Below are 20285 nucleotides of genomic sequence, written 5' to 3'. Positions count from 1 at the left end.
CGCTATGTCAGCAGGTCCTCGAAGCCGCCCCCGCGGGCCAGCCGCTCCAGCTCGTCCAGCGCGGCCACGGCGGCGGCAGCGGCCTCGGGGTCCCGCACCGCCAGACCGCTCTCGGCGAACTCGTCCTCGTCCAGCCGCCGTACGTCCGTGCCGTCCGCGGAGCGCCACAGATCCAGGTCGAGATCCTCCACGACCAGTTCCGCGCCGGTCAGCACGGCGGGGCGGGTGATGTCGCAGTACCAGCCCTTCAGCGTGCCCGTGCCGGTCCGGACCTCCTTCACGGAGTACCAGCGGTCGCGCCAGTAGTACTCGGTGAAGACGTCGCCGGGCTCGAAGCGCACGAAGCCGAAGTCGCGGACGCCGGCACCGGCCCAGGGGGCGCGGACGGCGAGGCGGGTGCCGTCGTCGTGCAGCGGTTCGCTCGCGTACCGGATCTTCGTACGGCCCGCCTTGACCAGGACGACGTCCACCCCGCCCGGCGCCTCAGCCGAGTTCGCGGACATAGCGCACCTCGGTCCCGCAGACCTCGTACCCGAGCCACTTGTTGATGGCGAGCATCGGACCGTTGTCGGTGTCGTTGCCGGTGAACGCCTCCGTGAATCCGGCGGCGCGGGCCCGGTACAGGGAGTCGGTCTTGGTGAGTTTGGCGAGACCCCGGCCGCGGTGGGCGCGGACGGTGCCCGTCATGGCGGTCGAGTAGCGGGTGCCGCCGTCGGTGTAGGCGACGCTGAAGGCGACGGGGCGGCCGTCGACGACCGCGACCGTGGTCAGTTCGCGGTTCAGCAGCGGGTGCCGCCAGGTCTCCGCGAGCCAGGCCTCGTAGTCCGTGAACTCGACGTCGATGTCGCTCGGTTCGTCCTCCAGCGTCTCCGCGTCCAGCTCGAACATCGGACGGGGATCGTCGGCGTAGTCGGCGGCGGTGCGCAGTTCGACGCCCGGGGGAGTGGCCGGCAGGGGCGGCAGAGTGCCGTTCGCCAGGTCGAGGCGGAGGAAGTGGCCGGAGCGCCGCCGTGCGTAGCCGTGCCGCTCGGCGAAGGCCAGGTTGGCGGGCTCGTCCAGCACCCAGGCGAACAGCTTCGTCGCCCCCTCGGTGGCCAGGTACTCCTCCGCCGTACGCACCAGCAGCCCGCCGGCCCCGCGCCCCGCCCTGTCCGGGTGGACATAGATGTTGAGGTACGCCTGTCCGGGCTCCGGGCTGTCGTGCACCAGCCCGATCTGCGCCGTGCCGATCGTCTCCCCGTTCTCCTCCGCGACGAGGGACCGGCTCCGGGCGTCCGGATGGGTGTGGACGAGCCGGTGGACGATGGCCTCGGGCGTCCACAGGATGAACGGCAGGGTGGCGTGGCGGACATGGGCGAAGGCCGCGACGTCGGCCGCATCATCGGGACGCAGGTCACGCACAAGAACGGTCATGTGAGCGCACGCTACGGCGGGCGGGCGGTCGGTTGCCTCCCATTTTCCGGGGGATGCGGGACAATCGCCGCGTGACCTTGAAGATCCACATCGACGACGGTGCCCCGCCCTACGAGCAGGTGCGCGCACAGATCTCCGAACAGGCGCGGTCCGGGGCGCTGCCCGTCGGATACCGGCTGCCGACCGTGCGCGGGCTGGCCGAGTCCCTGGGGCTCGCCGCGAACACGGTCGCCAAGGCGTACCGGGCGCTGGAGGGGGACGGGGTGATCGAGACGCGGGGGCGCAACGGAACGTTCGTCGCCGCGGCGGGCTCGGCGGCGGAGCGGGAGCTGGCCTCCGCGGCCCAGGGCTATGCCGAGCGGGCTCGGCGGCTCGGGGTGACGGAGGGGGATGCGGTGGCCGCGGTGCGGGATGCCCTGCGGGCGGCTTACGGGGATTGAGCGCCGTTTCGGCGGGGGCCGGTGGGCGGCTGCGGGTTCGTTGTGGCTTGGCGCGCCCGCGCGGCGGAGCCGCGACGTGTCTCAGCCCCGCGCCCCTAGCGGTGTTCGGGTGACCGTGAGACCAGAAGTACGCGCCAGTCGGGCGAAAGTCTGTGCGTCGCTCACCGCCGCACCGTTCGGGTCGTTGTTGAAGTACGCGTAGACGTCCTGCCGGGGCCAGGTGTCCTGGACGCGCTGGACCCACGTCGCCAGCGACCGGCGGCCGTAGTGCGGCCAGGCTGCCGCCCGGCCCTGGTGGAAGCGGACGTAGCCCCAGTCGGTGGTGCGCCACAGGGGGGTGACCGGGCGGGACAGGATGTCCGCCCAGCACAGGGCCGCGCGCCGGGACACCAGGACCTCCCGCACCCCGGGTGTCCACCACGACTCGTGCCGGGGTTCCACCGCGACCCGCGTGCCGGGCGGGAAGCAGGCGAGGCAGGCGTCCAGGAGGCCCGGGTCGCCCCGCAGCGTCGGCGGCAGCTGCAGCAGGACCGGGCCGAGCCGGTCGCCCAGGCCCGCCGCGTGGGTCATCAGGCGGTCGACCGGTTCCCCGGGGTCCCGCAGACGCTTGATGTGGGTGAGGTAGCGGCTCGCCTTGACCGCGACCACGAAATCAGCCGGTACCCGCTCGCGCCACGCCGCGAAGGTCTCCCGGGACGGCAGCCGGTAGAACGCGTTGTTGATCTCCACCGTGGCGAAGGCCTCCGTGTACCGCTCCAGCCACAGCCGTACGGGCAGGCCGGGCGGGTAGAGAACCTCCCGCCAGTCCCGGTACTGCCAGCCCGACGTGCCGACGAACAGGGTCATACCCTCATCAAAGCAGCTACAGGTACAGCCCGGCCTCCGCGCCGTCCCGCGGCTCCGGCAGCGTGGTCGGCGAGGTGCCCCGGCGCAGCGCGTACAGCTCCGCCAGCGTGGCGCCCTCGCGGCCGATCCCCTCCTCGCCGCCGAGCCAGTCCACCGCCTCCCGGCGGGTCAGCGGGCCGACCTCGATGCGGGCCAGGCAGCGGCCGGGGCGGACGACGGCGGGGTGCAGACGCTCCAGGTCCTCGTTGGTGGTGACGCCGACCAGCACGTTGCGGCCCTGGCCCAGCAGCCCGTCGGTCAGGTTCAGCAGCCGCGAGAGGGCCTGGCCGGCGGTGTGCTTGGCCTCGCCGCGGATCAGTTCGTCGCAGTCCTCCAGCAGGAGCAGCCGCCAGCGGCCCTTGCCCGCCGCGTCCTCCTCGCCGATGGCGATGTCCATCAGGTAGCCGACGTCGGAGAAGAGCCGCTCCGGGTCCAGTACGCAGTCCACCTGGCACCAGTCCCGCCACGAGCGGGCGAGGGTGCGCAGCGCGGAGGTCTTCCCGGTGCCCGGCGGACCGTGCAGGAGCAGCAGCCGGCCCGCGATGTCCTCGGGCGTCGTCTTCATCAGCCCGTCCATCGCGTCCGCGACGGGCGCCGTGTAGTTGGGCCGGACCTCGTCCCAGGTGCCCGCGGAGATCTGCCGGGTGGTGCGGTGCGGGCCGCGGCGCGGGGAGACGTACCAGAAGCCCATCGTGACGTTCTCCGGTTGCGGCTCGGGCTCGTCCGCCGCGCCGTCCGTGGCGTCGGCGAGCACCTTCTCGGCCAGGTCGGCGGTGGTCGCCGTCACCGTGACGTCCGCGCCCCGGTTCCACCGCGAGACCAGCAGGGTCCAGCCGTCGCCCTCCGCCAGCGTCGCGCTGCGGTCGTCGTCGCGGGCGAGCCGCAGCACGCGCGCCCCGGGCGGCAGCAGCGTCGCCCCGGACCGCACGCGGTCGATGTTCGCCGCGTGGGCGAACGGCTGCTCGCCCGTCGCGAAACGGCCGAGGAACAGCGCGTCGACGACATCGGACGGGGAGTCGCTGTCGTCGACGTTGAGCCGGATCGGCAGGGCGTCGTACGGGTTCACGGACATGCCGCCATGATCCGGCACCCGGCCGCCGCGTGCATCCGGTTTCCCCGGCGTACGCGGCGCACCGGACGCCCTCGGCACCTCGGGCACGGGGAGGCCGGCGGCGGGCGGTTCAGGCACCGGATCCCAGCACCCGCCCCCGTGCCCGCCGTGCCCTGCGGAGCACGGCGTACCCCTTGGTGAGGGCCCGGTCCCGGGCGAAGGTGCGGGTGATCGCGCGTCCCTCGACCAGCCGGGCGAACTCGTCGATCCCCGTGCTGCGGCGCACGGTGACCCGCCGCAGGGCGTACGGCCCCTGGGCGCGGCGCGCCAGGCCGTTGCCGACGGCGAGCGCCTGCGCGTACCCCGTCTCGCGCACCGCCCGCCGCACCCGGCGGTCGGAATACCCGTACGGGTAGGCGAACGAGGCCGGTACGGTGCCCAGTTGGTCGGCGACGATCTCCTTGCAGTGGATCAGCTCGTACCGCAGCCGTTCCTCGGCGAGCTGGTCGAGCTGCGGGTGGGTGTGACTGTGTCCGCCGATCTCCACGCCGGCGGCGGCCAGTTCGCGGACCTGGTCCCAGTCGAGCATGGTGTCCAGGGCGCCCCCGGTGTCGTACGGGCCGCGCAGCCAGCCGGTCGAGACGAACAGGGTGGCCGGGAAGCCGTGCTCGGCGAGGGCGGGCAGGGCGTGCCGGTGCACGCCCTCGTAGCCGTCGTCGAAGGTGATCAGGACGGGCCGCTTCGGCAGCGGGCGTCCGGAGCGCCAGGCGGCGGCCAGCTCCGCCGTGCCGATCGGGGTCAGGCCCCGGTCGGAGATCGCCGCCATCTGCTCGGCGAACGCCTCCGGAGCCACCGAGAGCGCGCGGGTCGCGTCGTTCGGACCGGCCGCGACCGCGTGGTACATGAGGACCGGCACGCGCGCGTCCGCCTCGTGCGCCTCAGCCATGCGCGCCCCCCTCGATGGGCACCACGGAGAAGGTGGCCCCGCCCCGCCGGGCCCGTACGCTCCCCACCACGTAGCCGCCCGCCGCCGTGAGCACCCCGGCGACGATCGCGCCCGCCCGTCCCGCGCCGCCCGGCCGGGCCAGCACGGCGTCGCGCAGCCCGCGCGCCACACCCGCCGGCAGCACGCGGGTGGCGTACCGGCGTTCGGACTCCAGGCCCTTGTCCGCGCCGACGCTGCGCGCCACCAGTGCCTTGGACAGGCCCTCGGCGTAGGCACGGGTACGGAAGTAGGCGAAGTGCTCGCGCGCCTCGGGCACCCGGTGGTGGATCACCGCCCGGTCGTCGATCAGCAGCACGGCGTCGGGCCGGGCGCGGCTGAGCCGGATGCACAGCTCGGTCTCCTCGCAGCCCAGCGGGCGCTTGTCGCCGTCGCGGCCGATACCGGTGGCGAAGCCGCCCGCCGCGTCGAACGCCTCGCGCCGGAAGGACGCGTTCCCGCCCAGCACGTTGCGCACCCGGACCCGGCCGGGCGGCAGGCCCCGGTACGTGCAGCCCACCACCCAGTCGAACTCCTCGGGGAACCAGACCGGCCGGCGCCCCGACGCCCAGATCGGCACCGTGCGCCCGCCGACGGCGACGACCGCCGGGTCGGCGTACCCCTCGGCGAAGTGCCGCAGCCAGTCGCGTTCGGCCACGGCGTCGTCGTCGAGGAAGGCGATCACCTCTCCGCGCGAGGCGGCGATGCCGGTGTTGCGGCCGGCGGACAGGCCGCGGGGGCCCGCGTTGGCGAGCACCCGCACGTCCGCCCGCTCCTTGTACTCCTTCAGCAGCCGTTCCCGCAGCGCCTCGTTGTGGTCGACGACCAGCAGCGTCTCCCGCGCCGGGTGGGACTGCGCCCGCACCGAGGCGACCGCCGCGAGGATGTCCTCCCAGCGGTCCTCGGTGTAGACGCAGATCACGACGGAGATCGTGGGGGAGAGCGTGAGAGGGGCGTCCGTACCGCTCAAGACGCCTTCCTCCGGACCGGGACGACCGGAGCGGCCGAGCCGACCGGGCCGACCGAGGCGAGCGTCGGCGCGTGTGTACGGCTGCGCAGCGCGCGCCGGTTGGACCGCTCGTCGAGGATCACTCTGAGCACCCGCAGCCCGTCCCGTACCGCGCGCAGGTTGCTGACGCCGTGGATGCGCAGGTACTCGTGGCTGGGGATCTCCTGGACCTTCAGGCCGGCCTTCACGACCCGGATGTTCATCAGGGTCTCGACCTCGAAGCCGGTGCAGTCGAGGTCGATCTTGTCCAGGCAGTGCCGCCAGAAGGCGTTGTAGCCGTAGCAGAGGTCGGTGTAGCGGGCGCCGAACTTCCGGTTGACGACCGCGCACAGGGCGCGGTTGCCGAGCTTGCGGATGAAGGTCATGTCGTCGGTGCCGCCGCCGTTGGCGAAGCGGGAGCCCTTGGCGAAGTCCGCGCCCGAGACGAGGGCGGAGACGTACGACACGATCTCCTGGCCGTCGGCCGAACCGTCGGCGTCGACCATCACGATGATGTCCCCGGTGCACGCCTTGAAGCCGGTGATCAGCGCGTCGCCCTTGCCCTTGCCGCGCTGCTCGACCACCTTGACGTCCGGCCACAGCTCCCGGGCGACCTCGACGGTGTCGTCGGTGGAGTTGCCGTCCACCAGGACGACCTCGTGGACCCAGTCGGGCAGTGTCTTGAAGACGTACGGAAGGTTCTCCGCCTCGTTCATGGCGGGTATCACCACGCTCACCGGCGGAGCTATCGCCAGATGCGAGGAGACGGGCCGGTACTTCCCGGCGGGCGACGGATCGGAAGACGATTCGCGTGACGGCTCGTTGCCCGTCGACGCCGGCTGCAGGACTGAGCTCATGAGTCTGGTCCCTCTCGTCCGGCGGACCGCCCGCCCCAGGGGCGGTCCGGCTCTGTATCCGGTTCGAAAGGGGGGTTCTCACCCACGGCGCGCGACGGGACGGATCTCCGTGCGTGCCAGGTGAGCTGGCAAAGCCCGTCGGCGCCGGAAAGACGACAGCCGACCGCGCGGCACGGCCCGGTCACCAGTGCGGTCACCGAGCACGGCACCCCCCTACCGCGCCTCCCGGCCCCGGTCCGTCGCGGCCTCGAGCCCTCCCCTGAGCCGCTTGCCGACGTACCGATGCGGGAGATGTATGACGGTATTGACGATTGAACCTCTATGGCAAGACCTGGAACCAGGTCTCACGTTTTTGTTGGTTTGCCGTCATCCGTTCTTCTTGAGGGGCGATTTCGCACGGTACGGGTCAGGCACGGGCCACCCGGACCGTTCCGCTTTGCCCCCCGAAGCCCAAGATGCCGGGCCTCAATGTGGCGCAGCGCGCCGGAGAGCGTCAAGGGCGCATCGGCCTTCCCGCTGACTTTCGTCCGATATTGAATGACTGTCAGCCATTTTTTGGCATGGACACTTCCTGTCGATGGGTGGAGTCGCTACCACGGTCGAGGCAGAGATCCTGCTAAGGGAGGTTCCATGAGACGTTTCCGACTTGTCGGGTTCCTGAGTTCGTTCCTCCTCGCCGCCGGCGCCGCGCTCGCCGGGGGCGCGACCGCTCAGGCGGCCCAACCCGCCGCCGCCGAGGGCTATGTGGCGCTCGGCGACTCCTACTCCTCCGGGGTCGGAGCGGGCAGCTACATCGGCTCCAGCGGCGACTGCAAGCGCAGCACGAAGGCCCATCCGTACCTGTGGGCCGCCGCCAACTCACCCTCGACGTTCCACTTCACCGCCTGCTCCGGCGCCCGTACGGGTGATGTTCTCGCCGGACAGCTCGGCCCGCTCAGCTCCACCACCGGCCTGGTCTCGATCAGCGTCGGCGGCAACGACGCGGGCTTCGCCGACGTCATGATGACCTGTGTGCTCCAGTCCGACAGCACCTGCCTGTCGCGGATCGCCACCGCCAAGGCGTACGTGGACTCGACGCTGCCCGGCAACCTCGACAGCGTCTACTCGGCGATCCGCAGCAAGGCCCCGGCCGCGCACGTCGTCGTCATCGGTTACCCGCGCTTCTACCAGCTCGGCACGTCCTGCATCGGCCTCTCCGAGACCAAGCGGAAAGCGATCAACGACGCCGCCGACCACCTCAACACCGCGATCGCCAAGCGCGCCGCCGACCACGGCTTCACCTTCGGCGACGTACGTCCCCCCTTCACCGGCCATGAGATCTGCTCCGGCAGTTCCTGGCTGCACAGCGTGAACTGGCTCAACATCGGCGAGTCGTACCACCCGACCGCGGCCGGCCAGTCCGGCGGCTACCTGCCGGTCCTCAACAGCGCCGCATGACCGGAAGCGGAAGCGGAAGCCGAAGCTGAAGCGGAAGGAGAGGAGGAGGGGGAGGCCCCGCCCGTCGGGGTCTCCCCCTCCGGCTCTGTCTCCGTCTCCGTCCCGGTCTCCGTCTCACAGGTCACGGAGAACGCCACCGCGTTCGACGTGGCCTCCACCGGCTCCCGCACCTCCACGCGGACGGTGCCCTCGAACATGCCGCTGCCGGCGTTCGTCGTGACGACCACGGTGTCCTGCCGCGTGCGGTCGCCGCCCGCGGGGAAGGACAGCGTCCGCCAGCCCGGACCGGAGACCGCCCCGTCGTCCGTCACCCAGCGGTAGCCGACCCGCGCGGGCAGCCGGCCCACCGTGAACGCCGCGGTGAAGGAGGGCGACCGGTCGTGCGGCGGGGGGCAGGCCCCCGCGTAGTCGGGGTGCGAGCCCACCACGGACACCTTCACGGACTGCGCTGGAGGACTGCTCCGCGGACCGTGGCTGCCGGAACCGACGGAAGGGCCCGGCTCCTCGCCGCGCTCGGTCCCGCTCGGCGCGGAACCGGTCGCCCCCGGGCTCCCGCTCGCACCTTCGGTGCCCCCGCCGTGGTCCCGGCGGTCCAGCAGGGCGTACGCCAGTCCGGCCAGCGCCAGTGCGAGAACCACCAGTCCCAGGACCAGCACGACCCGCGCACGCCGGTCCCGGCCCTCGGACGCCCCGGGCGCGGTCGCCGTGGCCGGCACGGGCGTCGGGGCGGCCGATGAGGCCTCAGGCCCGGCGGGTGCCGGTACCGTCGGGGCGTACGCACCGGCCGGCACCGTGTCCGCGCGCGGTGTGCCTCCGCCGGAGGGAGCACCTCCGGCACCCACGAGCCGCAGATCCCGCTCGGCCCGCTCGGCCGGGGTGCGCTCGGCCGGATCCTTGCGCAGCAGGCCCTCGACGACGGGAGTGAGCGCGCCGGCCCGGTGCGGCGGCGGCAACTCCTCGTCGACGACGGCCCGCAGAGTGCTCAACGGGGTGTCCTGCCGGAAGGGGGAGATGCCCTCGACCGCCGCGTACAGCAGTACGCCCAGCGACCAGAGGTCGGACTCGGGACCGGGCGTGCGGCCCAGCGCCCGCTCCGGGGCGAGGAACTCGGGCGAGCCGACGACCTCGCCGGTCATGGTCAGTGCCGAACTGCCCTCGACCATGGCGATCCCGAAGTCGGTGAGCACCACCCGGCCGTCGTTCGCCAGCAGTACGTTGGCCGGCTTCACGTCCCGGTGCAGCACCCCCGCCCCGTGCGCGGCCCGCAGCGCGGCCAGCACCTCGGCACCGATCCGCGCGGCACGCCGCGGTTCCAGCGGGCCCTCGGCCTCCAGCAGGTCGGCCAGCGACAGCCCGCGGACCAGCTCCATCACGATCCAGGGCCGGCCGCCGTCGGTGGCCACGTCGTACACGGTGACCACGTTGTGGTGGGCGACCCGGGCGGCGGCCCACGCCTCGCGCTCCAGCCGTGCGTACAGCCGCCGCACGTCGGTCTCCGGCAGTCCGGCGGGGGCGCGCACCTCCTTCACGGCGACCTCGCGGTGCAGCACCTCGTCGCGGGCGCGCCACACCGTGCCCATGCCGCCCTCGCCGAGGCGGGACAGGAGACGGTAGCGGCCGGCGATCGCGCGCTCGTTGCCCGGTTCCTCGAACACCGGCGCCCCCTATGGCGTCTCCTGTGGACATTCCTCGGGAACGGGCCCGTATTTCTCCCGCATTCATCCCAAAAGTAGCTCAGCCGAGCGCGGATGCGGCCCCCCGGACACCAGTCCGGTACCGCTCACCGCCACGGACGCGGCCCGAGACCGCCGTGACCGGGAGGCCGCGGCCGCCCTGCGCGACCGCGTCCCGGCCGCCGTACGCACCCCCGGGCAGGAGCCGGCGCCCGGACGCGGGCCCGTCCGCCGGCCACCACCCGATGCCCGTGGTATCCGGCCGCCGCCGGAGCGCCCCCGCGCACCCAGGACGCGCCCCTGCCCGTGCCCTTGGCCACGGCGACGGCCGCCGCGGCGCTCGTCGCCGCCCCGCACTTCGCCGTCCGGGCGAACCGGAGGCAGGACGAGTCGGACTCGGCGCGGGACCGGCACGTGAGATCGCCCACGTTCGCGCGGCTCCGGACGCCCGAGCGACGAGTGGCGCGGACGACCGGAGCCGCGGTCTCGGAGTGGTCGCCTCCGCATCCGAGGGGCGCGCGATCGTCGCCCCGCGCGGATACGGCGAGCCGTCCGGGCGACCGCGTGCACCGACTGCGGCCCGTGCGCCCCGGCGCCGGACCGCGCTCCCTGGGGGCTTCTCGGCACCGGCGGGCCACTGTTAGCCTCCGGCCCGGACCTGCCCGCCACCTCACTGGCCGTCACGGTCGGACCGGCAGGGTGCCCGGCCCGCCCGACGGGCGAGCCGATTGTCCAACTCGCCCTGGAATCTTCTGGATTCGAAGAGTGATCGTCAACCCCCTTACGGGGAAGGTGAATCCTGTGACCGCGATACGCGCATGTCGTACCGGGGCGATAGGGTTACTCTGCCCGGGCCGGGTGGACTCGTACGGGTGGGGAGTGACATGGAACAGATAACAGTGCGCAGCAGGGCAAGGGTCCCTGCGATCACGTGTGGAAGCGGCGCGACCAGCTCGCGTCTCGACCGTCACCTCGCGGTGCTCGGAGGGCCCGCCCTCCCGCAACGGGAGACGGTGGAGGCGACGTCGCTGATGCGTGAGCTGACCGCGCGTGAGCCCGCGCACAAGCGCAGCAGCAGGGGTGCCAGGGTGCGCGGGGTCTCGCTGTTCGCGCCGCTGCGCCGACTGCGGCGCTCGCTGTTCGGCAGCAACTGAAGCCCGCGCGCCGGCGATCACACCGTCCCGGCGCGGCGCCGCGCACTCGTCCGTCGTCCCCACGGCACGCAGCGGCGCCTCGGTGTGGTCCCGAGCGCGGGTAATCCCCGTACGTCCGTCTCCGTACGCCCGTATCCCACGTCCGTCTCCCCGCGTTCGTCCGGTACGTCGCCGTGGATGTTCTCACGGCCTCGTCCCGCCGTCCCCCATCCGGCGGTGACGCACACACCGACCCGCTCGGCGGTCCCCGCGCGTAGCCGGTGCGGAGCCCCGCAACCACCAGCGCCCGCACCGCGCCGGCGGTCCCCGCGCGCGTAGCCCGGCGCCGGAAGGGCCTACAGCAGCGCCAGCTGCCCCTCCGGCCCCTCCTCCCGGCCGTCCAGCACGGAGGCCGGCCTGCGGGCCGCCTGGGGCACCGGAAGCACACCCGCCTCGCGCAACTCGGCCGCCGTGATCTCCGCCGTCACCGCCGGCTCCCGGAACAGCGGCCGCACCTCGGCGAGCAGGGCGAGGACCGTGATCAGTTCCAGCAGTTCGGACGTCCAGGTCTGCGGCCAGACGGCCGGGCGGATCGCCGCCAGCGTGCCCGGCTCGCCCTCGGCGGTCCGGGCCGCGAACCACTGCTCCAGCACCCGCACCCCGCCCACCTCGAAGTCCCAGGCGCCGGGCGGCACGGGAGAGACCCGGCCCCGGCCCTCGTCCAGGTACAGGGCCTCCTCGTCCCGGTCGTAGCGCAGGGTCACCGGGCGGGCGGGCAGCGGGGCCCGGACGTACGGGCGGCGGCCGCCGGGCAGTTTGGGGCGCTCGCCGTCGCGGCGCATCAGCCACAGGGCGCGCCGGCCCAGGCCGACACCGCGCTCCCACAGCGCGGGGTCCGCGGTGAGCGGCACCCGGGAGCCCTCACGCACCATCGCCACCGCCCAGGCCAGCACGTCCACCGGGTCGGGACGCCGGCCGAGCCGGGCGGCCAGGTGGTCGAGGAGACCGGGTGCCAGGTTCGGCTCCGCCCCGCCCGGACGGCGGTACAGCGGGCGCACCCGGGCGCCGCCGAGCAGCGGCAGCCGCGAGGTCGCGAGGAGCAGCGGAGCACCGGCGGTACCGGGCGCCTCCACCGCGAACACCTGCCGCTCGTCCGCCACCCGCCACAGCTCCGGACGGGCCGCGTCGATCAGCCGGTGGTCGGGAATCAGCCACTGCTCGTCGAAGGGCGCGCGCAGCACCCGTACGGGCTCCGGGCACGGCCCCGAGGCGCGCACCAGTTTCTCCGTGCCGCCGGAACCGCCCGGCAACCGCCCGACCGCCGTGTGCGGCGTGCGTGAACGCGTCGGCTCGAACAGGGCCTCGCGGTCGGCGCCCTCGGCCTTCACCAGGGCGTCCCAGCGGGCCTTCAGGGACGCCGCGTCGGGGGCCGCCGGCCACGCCCGGCCGAGCCGCGGCGGTGCGACGGACCACGGCATGAGGTCCGCCAGCGGCGGAGCGTCGTCGTGCGTCACGCCGGGCATCGTACGACGGGGCGCCGCGGCCTCACGTGGCATCCAGGGTGACCGTGAAGGAGAAACGGTCCCCCCGGTAGTGGATGACCGCCACGTCCAGCACCCGGCCCGCCGTGTCGTACGTGATGCCCGTGTAGTGCAGGATCGGGCTGAGCAGCGGGACTTCGAGCAGCCGCGCCGTCTCCGGGTCCGCGAGCCGGGCCTGAACCGTGTCCGTGATCCGGCTGATGTCCAGGCCCACCACGTCCCGCAGCACCTTCGTCATCGGCCAGCGGGCCAGGTCGTCCACGTCGATGCGGGCGGCGACTTCGGGACGGACGTAGTTGCGGGCGTGGTTGGTGGGCTCGCCCGTCTTCTCGTCGCAGCGCAGCCGGTGGTACGTCGCCGTCTCGGCCAGGTCGGGGAAGTACTCGGCGAGTTCGGCCGGCACGGGGCCGGTGCCGTGGTCCAGCAGCTCGGCCTTCATGCCGGACTGCTGGGCCACGATCGCGTCCACCGAGCCCAGCAGCCGCACCGGGGCGCCCCGCCGGACGTCGGGCTCGATGAACGTGCCGCGCCGGCGGTGCCGGGTGATCAGCCCCTCGTCCTCCAGCTCCTTCAGCGCCTGCCGCATGGTCAGCACGCTCACCCCGTAGTGGCCGGCCAACTGCTCCTCGGTGGGCAGGCGCAGCGGGTCCCGGGGCGAGCGGCCCAGTATCGAGGCGCGCAGCGACTGCGACACCTGGTACCAGAGCGGCAGCTTGCGGTTCAGGACGATGGAGTCCGGGGCGAAGGAGGTCACGGGCCATCCGTACCGGTAGTGAATCCTCAGTGCAAGGGGCGGAAGTGACGCTCCAGGCCCTGCCAGACGTCGTCGTAACCCTGTTGCAGGTGCTCGGCGCGGGCCGCCTGGGGCGTGAGGGTCACCGGCCAGCGCGTCTCGAACATGAACGCCAGCCCGTCGTCGATCCGCTGCGGCTTCAGCTCGGCGGCGCTCGCCCGGTCGAAGGTCTCCCGGTCCGGACCGTGCGCCGACATCATGTTGTGCAGCGAGCCACCGCCCGGTACAAAACCTTCCGCCTTCGCGTCGTAGGCGCCCTCGATCAGGCCCATGTACTCGCTCATCACGTTCCGGTGGAAGTACGGCGGCCGGAAGGTGTCCTCGCCCACCAGCCAGCGCGGGGCGAAGACCACGAAGTCGACGCCCGCGAGACCGGGGGTGTCCGACGGGGAGGTCAGCACCGTGAAGATCGACGGGTCGGGGTGGTCGTAGGAGATCGTGCCGAGGACGTTGAAGCGGCGCAGGTCGTAGAGGTACGGCACGTGGTTGCCGTGCCAGGCGACCACGTCGAGCGGGGAGTGGTCGTAGTCGGCCGCCCAGAGGTTGCCGCAGAACTTGTTGACCACCTCCACCGGGCCCGCCGCGTCGTCGTCCTCGTACGCCGCGACCGGCGCCATGAAGTCCCGTGCGTTCGCCAGGCCGTTGGCGCCGATCGGGCCGAGGTCGGGGAGGCGGAAGGGGGCGCCGTAGTTCTCGCAGACGTAGCCGCGGGCGTCCTCGTCGAGGAGCTCCACGCGGAAGCGGACCCCGCGCGGGATCAGCGCCACATGGCCGGGCTCGGCGTGCAGCAGCCCGAACTCGGTGCGCAGCAGCAGACCGCCGCGCTCCGGGACGATCAGCAGCTCGCCGTCGGCGTCACTGAAGACGCGCTCCATGGACGCCGTGGCGTGGTACAGGTGCACGGCCATGCCGGTGCGCTGGGTGGCGTCCCCGTTGCCGCCGAGCGTCCACAGGCCCGCGAGGAAGTCGGTCCCGGCCCCGGGCGCGGGCAGCGGGTTCCACCGCAGCCGGTTCGGGTCCGGCACGGCTTGGGTGAAGGGTGCCGTGCGGATCGCGCCGTTGCCCGTGCGGGTGAACGCCGGGTGCGCGGCCGACGGGCGGATCCGGTACAGCCACGAGCGGCGGTTGTGCGCCCTCGGCTCGGTGAACGCCGTGCCGCTCAGCTGCTCCGCGTACAGCCCCTCGGGCGCCCGCTGCGGCGAGTTCCGGCCCTCGGGCAGCGTCCCCGGAACGGCCTGCGAGCTGTGCTCGTTGCCGAAACCGGACAGGTAGGCCAGTCCCTCCGCGGTCTTCCGCGCGTCCCCGCTCATCGATCGCTCCCTCGCAACCCGTGTCCCACCCGATTCCTATGGGACACCGTAGGATTGAGGTCGCCCGGGCGCAAGAGGTCGTGCGGGCGCAAGAGGTCCTGCGGGGCTGGGGTCCCGGCCCCCCTCGGTCGTCCCGGGGGAGGATGACCGGAATCAGACCCTTGGGGGATCCGGACCGTCGGACCGGTGTTCTAGTCTCCCGTCATGTCGTGGATGCGGAGAGTGCTCGCCGTGCTCGCGGTCTGTGTCCTGCTGCTGACCGGATCCGCCGGCTGCGGCTCGGGTGACACGGGCGGTACGGACGAACCGGAGGCCCGGGATTCGGCCACGCCGGTGGGCAGGCTGCTCGACGCCACCGACGAGGAGGGCCGGCGCTACCGGGAGGTGGACGGCGAGGACGCGCCCGAGGTCGGTGTCGAGGTGGAGCCCGAGGACGACGACAGCTGGAACGTACGCCTGACCGTCCGCGACTTCAGGTTCTCGCCGGCCGGTACGGAGGCCGAGGCGGTGGCCGGCCGCGGCGTCGCCCACCTCTTCCTCGACGGGGACCTCCTCACCCGCCTGCGCGGCCCGGAGTACCGCCTCGCCGCCGGCCTCGTACCGCGCGGCACCCACCAGCTCACGGTCCGCCTGTACGCCGACGACGGCACCGTCTGGGCCGTCGACGGCGAACCGGTCGAGAGCACGGCGGACATCACGGCGTCGGCCGCGGAGCCGTCGCAGGCCGCGGAGCCGTCACAGGCCGCGGAGCCGGAGGGGCTCGACGGCCGGACGCTTCCCGTCCCCGCGGCGGCCCGATGAACGAAACCGGTGGCCACCGCCGTACTGAAGGTCACAGTTCACCGGACCGCGGCGGAAGGGCATCATGAAGACCGTGTCCCACGCGACCTCGCTCCGCCGCGCCCCCGTGCAGCGGCGCAGCGCCGAACGGCTGACCCGGATCCTCGACGCCTGCGCCGTCCTCCTCGACGAGGTCGGCTACGACGCCCTGAGCACCCGGGCCGTGGCACTGCGCGCGGACGTCCCCATCGGCTCCGTCTACCGCTTCTTCGGCAACAAGCGGCAGATGGTCGACGCGCTGGCCCAGCGCAACCTGGAGCACTACGCGGAACGGGTCACCGAACGGCTGACGGAGACGGGCGACGGCGGCTGGCGCGGGGCGCTGGACGCGGTGCTCGACGAGTACCTGGCGATGAAGCGGACCGCGCCCGGTTTCTCCCTGATCGACTTCGGCAACCAGATCCCGGTCGGCGGCCGCCACGCCGTCCCCAACCACCGCGTCGCCGACCGGCTCACCGAGCTGCTCTCCGGCTACCTGGGCCGCCGCCCCGACGACGATCTGCGCCGCGCCTTCCTCGTCGCCGTGGAGACCGCCGACGCCCTTGTGCAACTCGCCTTCCGGGTCGCGCCGGACGGGGACGAGAGGATCATCGAGGAGGCCCGGGAGCTGCTGCGGGCCTATTTGGGGCGGGTGTTGGACTGACGGGCCGGCTGGGCTCGCCTACGGGTCGGCCTACGGGGCGGCTGGGCTCGGCCTACGGACCGGATTGGCTCGGCCCGCAAGTCGGCCGTGCTTGGCCGACGCAGGCCGCGCTGGGCCGATGGACCGGCTGTACTCGGCCGACGGGCGGGTCTCGCTGGGCGGGACGGGCAGGGTGTGCTGGGCCGGCTGTACTGGGCGGGACGGGACGGGTCGGTCGGGAGGGACCGGAGGGCCGACGGTGTTCGGTCGGCGGGTCGGCGGGTCGGCGGGTCGGCGGGTCGGCGGGTCGGCGGGTCGGCGGTGCTCGGCCGGCGGGCCGGTGTCGTACGGCTGTTACGCAGCCGTCGGCGCAAAGCCTCCCCAGCATGCCTACCGGTCGGTATGCTCACCGCGAGAGAGCGCCGCTGCCGCCGCCCTACGGGAGGACCCGTGTCCCGCACCGCCCTGCGTATCTGCCCCCTGTGCGAGGCCACCTGCGGCCTGGCCCTCACCATCGACGGCACCACGGTCACCGCCGCCCGCGGGGACCGCGACGACGTCTTCAGTCGTGGCTTCATCTGCCCCAAGGGCGCCTCCTTCGGCGCCGTCGACGCCGACCCCGACCGGCTGCGCACTCCCCTGGTGCGCAGGGACGGCGAACTGCGCGAGGCGACCTGGGAGGAGGCGTTCGACGCGGTCGCCGCCGGCATCCGGCCCGTCGTCGAGCGGTACGGGCCGCACTCCGTCGGCGTCGTCCTCGGCAACCCCAACGTGCACACCATGGCCGGCGCCCTCTACCCGACCGTCCTGCTCGGCGCCCTCGGCACCCGCAGCCTCTTCACCGCATCCACGGTCGACCAGATGCCCAAGCACGTCTCCAGCGGGCTGCTCTTCGGTGACGCCAACGCCATCCCGGTGCCCGACCTCGACCGCACCGACCACCTGCTCCTCATCGGCGCCAACCCGCTGGAGTCCAACGGCAGCCTGTGCACGGCTCCCGACTTCCCCGGCCGCCTCAAGGCCCTCAGGGCGCGCGGCGGCACCCTCACCGTCATCGACCCGCGCCGCACCCGCACCGCCAGGCTCGCCGACCGGCACGTGGCGATCCGCCCCGGCACCGACGCCCTGCTCCTCGCCGCGATGGCCCACGTGCTCTTCGAAGAGGGACTGGTGGACCTCGGCGCGCTCGCCCCGCACGTCGAAGGGGTCACGGAACTCGCCGACGCCGTACGCGACTTCACGCCGGAGTCCGTCGCCGACGCCTGCGACGTGGACGCCGGCGTCACCCGCGCCCTCGCCCGCGAACTCGCCGCCGCCCCCACCGCCGCCGTCTACGGCCGCATCGGCAGCTGCACCGTCCCGCACGGCACCCTCGCCAGCTGGCTCGTGGACGTCCTCAACATCCTCACCGGCAACCTCGACCGCCCCGGTGGCGCCCTCTTCCCGCAGGCCGCCACCGACAAGACCCCGCGCCCCGCCGGTCCCGGCCGCGGCTTCGCGCTCGGCCGCTGGCACTCCCGGGTGAGCGGACACCCCGAGGCCAAGGGCGAGCTGCCCCTGTCCGCCCTCGCCGAGGAGATCGACACCGCCACCGACGAGGGCGCGCCGGTCCGGGCGCTGATCACCGTCGCCGCCAACCCGGTGCTGTCCGCACCCGACGGCGACCGGCTCGACAAGGCACTGGACTCGCTCGACTTCATGGTGAGCGTCGACCCCTACCTGGGCGAGACCTCGCGCCACGCCCACGTCGTCCTGCCGCCGCCCCCGCCGGCCCAGAGCCCGCACCACGACTTCGCCTTCAACACCCTCGCCGTGCGCAACCAGGTCCGCTACACCCGTCCCGCCGTCCCGCTGCAACCCGGCCGCATGGCCGAGACCGAGATCCTGGCCCGGCTGATCCTGGCCGCCACCGGCATGCACGGCGCCGATCCGGCCGCCGTCGACGCCATGGTGATCGAGCAGACCCTCGACAGGGCCGTGGGGGACCCGCACTCACCCGTACACGGACGGGACGCCGGCGAACTGACCGCACAGCTCACCGGCGAGAACGGCCCCGAGCGGCGGCTCGACCTGATGCTGCGCCTCGGCCCCTACGGCGACGGCTTCGGCGTACGCCCCGACGGCCTGACCCTTCAGCGGCTGCTCGCCCACCCGCACGGCATCGACCTCGGCCCGCTGCGCCCACGCCTGCCGCAGCCGCTGAAGACCCGCAGCGGCAAGGTGGAACTGCTGCCCGGACCGATCGCCGACGACCTGCCGCGCCTGCGCCAGGCCCTGGCCGAGCGCGCCGACGGGCTCGTCCTCGTCGGCCGCCGCCACCTGCGGTCCAACAACAGCTGGATGCACAACATCCCGGCCCTCACCGGCGGCTCCAACCGCTGCACCCTGCACCTCCACCCCGACGACGCCGAACGGCTCGGCGTGCGCGGCGGAGAGCCCGTGCGGGTCAAGGGCGCCGGGGGAGAGGTGACGGCCCCCGCCGAGGTCACCGACACCGTCCGGCCGGGCGTGGTCAGCCTTCCGCACGGCTGGGGCCACGACCGGCCCGGCACCCGCACGCGCCACGCCGCCACCGAGCCCGGCGTCAACGTCAACCAGCTCCTCGACGGCACCATGCTCGACCCGCTCTCGGGCAACGCGGTCCTCAACGGCGTACCCGTCGAGCTCGTCCCGGTACCCCCGCCGCTGACCGACGCAAAGCTGTGACCTGGAGTTTTGCGCTTATTGCTCGCGTGTCAACGTCTTGTTAACGACGCTTCACGGCACCTAACGTCGCTCGCACCGCCTGCCCCGGTGGGATGTTCAAGGGCGAACGTTAGGTACTCACTCATGCTGACCATCCTCGGCTTCGCCATGATCGCGACCTTCCTGGTCCTGATCATGATGAAGAAGATGTCGCCGATCGCGGCGCTCGTGCTGATCCCCGCGCTGTTCTGCGTGTTCGTCGGCAAGGGCGCCGAACTCGGTGACTACGTCATCGACGGCGTGTCCAGCCTCGCCCCCACCGCGGCGATGCTCATGTTCGCGATCGTCTACTTCGGGGTGATGATCGACGTCGGGCTCTTCGACCCGATCGTCCGGGCCATTCTGAAGTTCTGCAAGGCCGACCCGATGCGGATCGTCGTCGGTACGGCCCTGCTCGCCGCCATCGTCTCGCTGGACGGCGACGGATCCACCACCTTCATGATCACGGTCTCGGCGATGTACCCGCTGTACAAGCGCCTGAAGATGAGCCTGGTCGTGATGACCGGCGTCGCCGCGATGGCCAACGGCGTGATGAACACCCTGCCCTGGGGCGGTCCCACCGCCCGCGCCGCCACCGCGCTGAAGGTCGACGCCACCGACATCTTCGTCCCGATGATCCCGGCCCTGGCCGTCGGTCTGCTCGCCGTCGTCACCCTGTCCTACGTCCTGGGCCTGCGCGAGCGCAGGCGGCTGGGCACGCTGACGCTGGACGAGGCGCTGGTGCGGGAGCCGGAGAGCGAGACGGTGCTGGTCGGGGCGGGTGCGGGTACGAAGGCGGGTGCTGATGCGGCCTCCGGTGCGGACGCCGGTGCCGGTGCCGGTTCGGGTGCCGGTTCGGGTTCGGAGAAGGCCGCCGCGGGTTCCGGCGGGTCCCAGGGTGTCGCCGCCGAGGACGGCGACTGCGACGACGACTTCCAGACCCTCGACCCGAACCGGGCCACCCTGCGCCCCAAGCTGTACTGGTTCAACGCGCTGCTCACGGTCGCGCTGCTCACCGCCATGATCATGGAGCTGCTGCCGATCCCGGTGCTCTTCCTGCTCGGCGCCGCGCTCGCGCTCACCGTCAACTTCCCCCACATCCCGGACCAGAAGGCACGCATCGCGGCCCACGCCGACAACGTCCTCAACGTCTCCGGCATGGTCTTCGCCGCCGCCGTCTTCACCGGCGTCCTCACCGGCACCGGCATGGTCGACCACATGGCCAACTGGCTGGTGGACACCATCCCCGACGGCATGGGCCCGCACATGGGCCTGGTCACCGGCCTGCTCAGCCTGCCGCTGACCTACTTCATGTCGAACGACGGCTTCTACTTCGGCGTCCTGCCGGTGCTCGCCGAGGCCGGCCAGGCACACGGCGTGTCGACGCTGGAGATCGCCCGCGCCTCCATCGTCGGCCAGCCGCTGCACATGTCCAGCCCGCTCGTCCCGGCCGTCTACGTCCTGGTCGGCATGGCGAAGGTCGAGTTCGGCGACCACACGCGGTTCGTGGTGAAGTGGGCGGTCATGACGAGCCTGGTCATCCTCGCGGCGGGCATCCTGTTCGGCATCATCTGATCATCGGACCGGTTGTCCGGT

At 73.0% G+C, this 20285-nt stretch carries 18 protein-coding genes; 7 read left to right on the top strand and 11 right to left on the bottom strand.

Going from position 1 to position 20285, the window contains the following annotated elements; all coding sequences use genetic code 11:
* Window positions 1-2: 2 nt before the first annotated feature.
* Both ACZ7G3_RS29450 and ACZ7G3_RS29445 read right to left on the bottom strand, forming a co-directional pair.
* Window positions 3-503, bottom strand: a complete 501-nt coding sequence (locus ACZ7G3_RS29450) for a ribonuclease FAU-1 family protein (RefSeq protein WP_470929116.1) — start codon at window positions 501-503, stop codon at window positions 3-5.
* Entirely contained in the window at window positions 484-1413 is a 930-nt protein-coding gene (locus tag ACZ7G3_RS29445) for a GNAT family N-acetyltransferase (RefSeq protein WP_470929114.1), read from the bottom strand. Before ACZ7G3_RS29445 ends, ACZ7G3_RS29450 begins: the two co-directional genes overlap by 20 nt.
* A gap of 71 nt (window positions 1414-1484) precedes the next feature.
* Between ACZ7G3_RS29445 and ACZ7G3_RS29440 the strand changes: the two genes are divergently transcribed.
* A complete protein-coding gene (locus ACZ7G3_RS29440; RefSeq protein WP_426600603.1) occupies window positions 1485-1853 on the top strand; it encodes a GntR family transcriptional regulator in 369 nt (122 codons plus the stop codon).
* An 81-nt stretch (window positions 1854-1934) separates the two neighbouring features.
* Here ACZ7G3_RS29440 and ACZ7G3_RS29435 read toward each other — a convergent pair whose 3' ends face one another.
* From ACZ7G3_RS29435 to ACZ7G3_RS29415, 5 genes are all read right to left on the bottom strand, one after another.
* On the bottom strand, window positions 1935-2699 hold the full coding sequence (locus ACZ7G3_RS29435) for a DUF72 domain-containing protein (RefSeq protein WP_470929112.1): 765 nt from the start codon (window positions 2697-2699) through the stop codon (window positions 1935-1937).
* A gap of 16 nt (window positions 2700-2715) precedes the next feature.
* Window positions 2716-3810 (bottom strand): DUF5925 domain-containing protein, encoded by a 1095-nt coding sequence (locus tag ACZ7G3_RS29430; protein ID WP_470929110.1) that lies wholly within the window; start codon window positions 3808-3810, stop codon window positions 2716-2718.
* Between the two features lie 109 nt (window positions 3811-3919).
* Window positions 3920-4735, bottom strand: a complete 816-nt coding sequence (locus ACZ7G3_RS29425) for a polysaccharide deacetylase family protein (protein WP_470929108.1) — start codon at window positions 4733-4735, stop codon at window positions 3920-3922.
* Window positions 4728-5741 (bottom strand): glycosyltransferase family 2 protein, encoded by a 1014-nt coding sequence (locus ACZ7G3_RS29420; RefSeq protein WP_470929106.1) that lies wholly within the window; start codon window positions 5739-5741, stop codon window positions 4728-4730. Before ACZ7G3_RS29420 ends, ACZ7G3_RS29425 begins: the two co-directional genes overlap by 8 nt.
* Window positions 5738-6616: a glycosyltransferase family 2 protein gene (locus tag ACZ7G3_RS29415; RefSeq protein ID WP_426600598.1), complete on the bottom strand. Its 879-nt coding sequence runs from the start codon at window positions 6614-6616 to the stop codon at window positions 5738-5740. Before ACZ7G3_RS29415 ends, ACZ7G3_RS29420 begins: the two co-directional genes overlap by 4 nt.
* A 630-nt stretch (window positions 6617-7246) precedes the next feature.
* On the opposite strand from ACZ7G3_RS29415, the gene ACZ7G3_RS29410 reads away from it, so the two are divergent.
* A complete protein-coding gene (locus ACZ7G3_RS29410; protein ID WP_426600597.1) occupies window positions 7247-8053 on the top strand; it encodes an SGNH/GDSL hydrolase family protein in 807 nt (268 codons plus the stop codon).
* On the opposite strand, the gene ACZ7G3_RS29405 is transcribed toward ACZ7G3_RS29410, so the two are convergent.
* On the bottom strand, window positions 8023-9708 hold the full coding sequence (locus ACZ7G3_RS29405) for a serine/threonine-protein kinase (protein WP_470929103.1): 1686 nt from the start codon (window positions 9706-9708) through the stop codon (window positions 8023-8025). The two genes, ACZ7G3_RS29410 and ACZ7G3_RS29405, sit on opposite strands and share 31 nt — an antisense overlap.
* A gap of 902 nt (window positions 9709-10610) precedes the next feature.
* Here ACZ7G3_RS29405 and ACZ7G3_RS29400 point away from each other — a divergent pair.
* Window positions 10611-10880, top strand: a complete 270-nt coding sequence (locus ACZ7G3_RS29400) for a hypothetical protein (protein ID WP_426600595.1) — start codon at window positions 10611-10613, stop codon at window positions 10878-10880.
* A gap of 335 nt (window positions 10881-11215) precedes the next feature.
* Here ACZ7G3_RS29400 and ACZ7G3_RS29395 read toward each other — a convergent pair whose 3' ends face one another.
* Genes ACZ7G3_RS29395 through hmgA form a run of 3 tightly spaced genes read right to left on the bottom strand, consistent with a single transcriptional unit; the run spans window position 11216 to window position 14503 of the window.
* Entirely contained in the window at window positions 11216-12382 is a 1167-nt protein-coding gene (locus ACZ7G3_RS29395) for a type ISP restriction/modification enzyme (protein ID WP_470929101.1), read from the bottom strand.
* Between the two features lie 22 nt (window positions 12383-12404).
* On the bottom strand, window positions 12405-13154 hold the full coding sequence (locus tag ACZ7G3_RS29390; RefSeq protein WP_470929099.1) for a GntR family transcriptional regulator: 750 nt from the start codon (window positions 13152-13154) through the stop codon (window positions 12405-12407).
* Window positions 13155-13180: 26 nt separating this feature from the next.
* Window positions 13181-14503: a homogentisate 1,2-dioxygenase gene (gene hmgA, locus ACZ7G3_RS29385; RefSeq protein ID WP_470929097.1), complete on the bottom strand. Its 1323-nt coding sequence runs from the start codon at window positions 14501-14503 to the stop codon at window positions 13181-13183.
* A 204-nt stretch (window positions 14504-14707) separates the two neighbouring features.
* Between hmgA and ACZ7G3_RS29380 the strand changes: the two genes are divergently transcribed.
* The 4 genes from ACZ7G3_RS29380 to ACZ7G3_RS29365 all read left to right on the top strand — a co-directional run bounded on the left by ACZ7G3_RS29380 (window position 14708) and on the right by ACZ7G3_RS29365 (window position 20264).
* The gene (locus ACZ7G3_RS29380; protein ID WP_470929095.1) at window positions 14708-15304 is read left to right on the top strand and encodes a hypothetical protein; all 597 of its coding nucleotides are present in this window, start codon (window positions 14708-14710) and stop codon (window positions 15302-15304) included.
* 64 nt (window positions 15305-15368) lie between these two features.
* Window positions 15369-15986, top strand: coding sequence for a TetR/AcrR family transcriptional regulator (locus ACZ7G3_RS29375; protein ID WP_426600590.1), 618 nt, complete (start codon window positions 15369-15371; stop codon window positions 15984-15986).
* Window positions 15987-16415: 429 nt separating this feature from the next.
* Entirely contained in the window at window positions 16416-18671 is a 2256-nt protein-coding gene (locus ACZ7G3_RS29370; protein ID WP_470929093.1) for a molybdopterin-dependent oxidoreductase, read from the top strand.
* A 123-nt stretch (window positions 18672-18794) separates the two neighbouring features.
* Window positions 18795-20264, top strand: a complete 1470-nt coding sequence (locus ACZ7G3_RS29365; RefSeq protein ID WP_470929091.1) for a CitMHS family transporter — start codon at window positions 18795-18797, stop codon at window positions 20262-20264.
* Window positions 20265-20285 lie beyond the last annotated feature (21 nt).

The sequence above is a fragment of the Streptomyces sp. NPDC037271 genome, from assembly GCF_055603605.1.
This window is presented reverse-complemented; position numbering and strand designations above follow the sequence as displayed.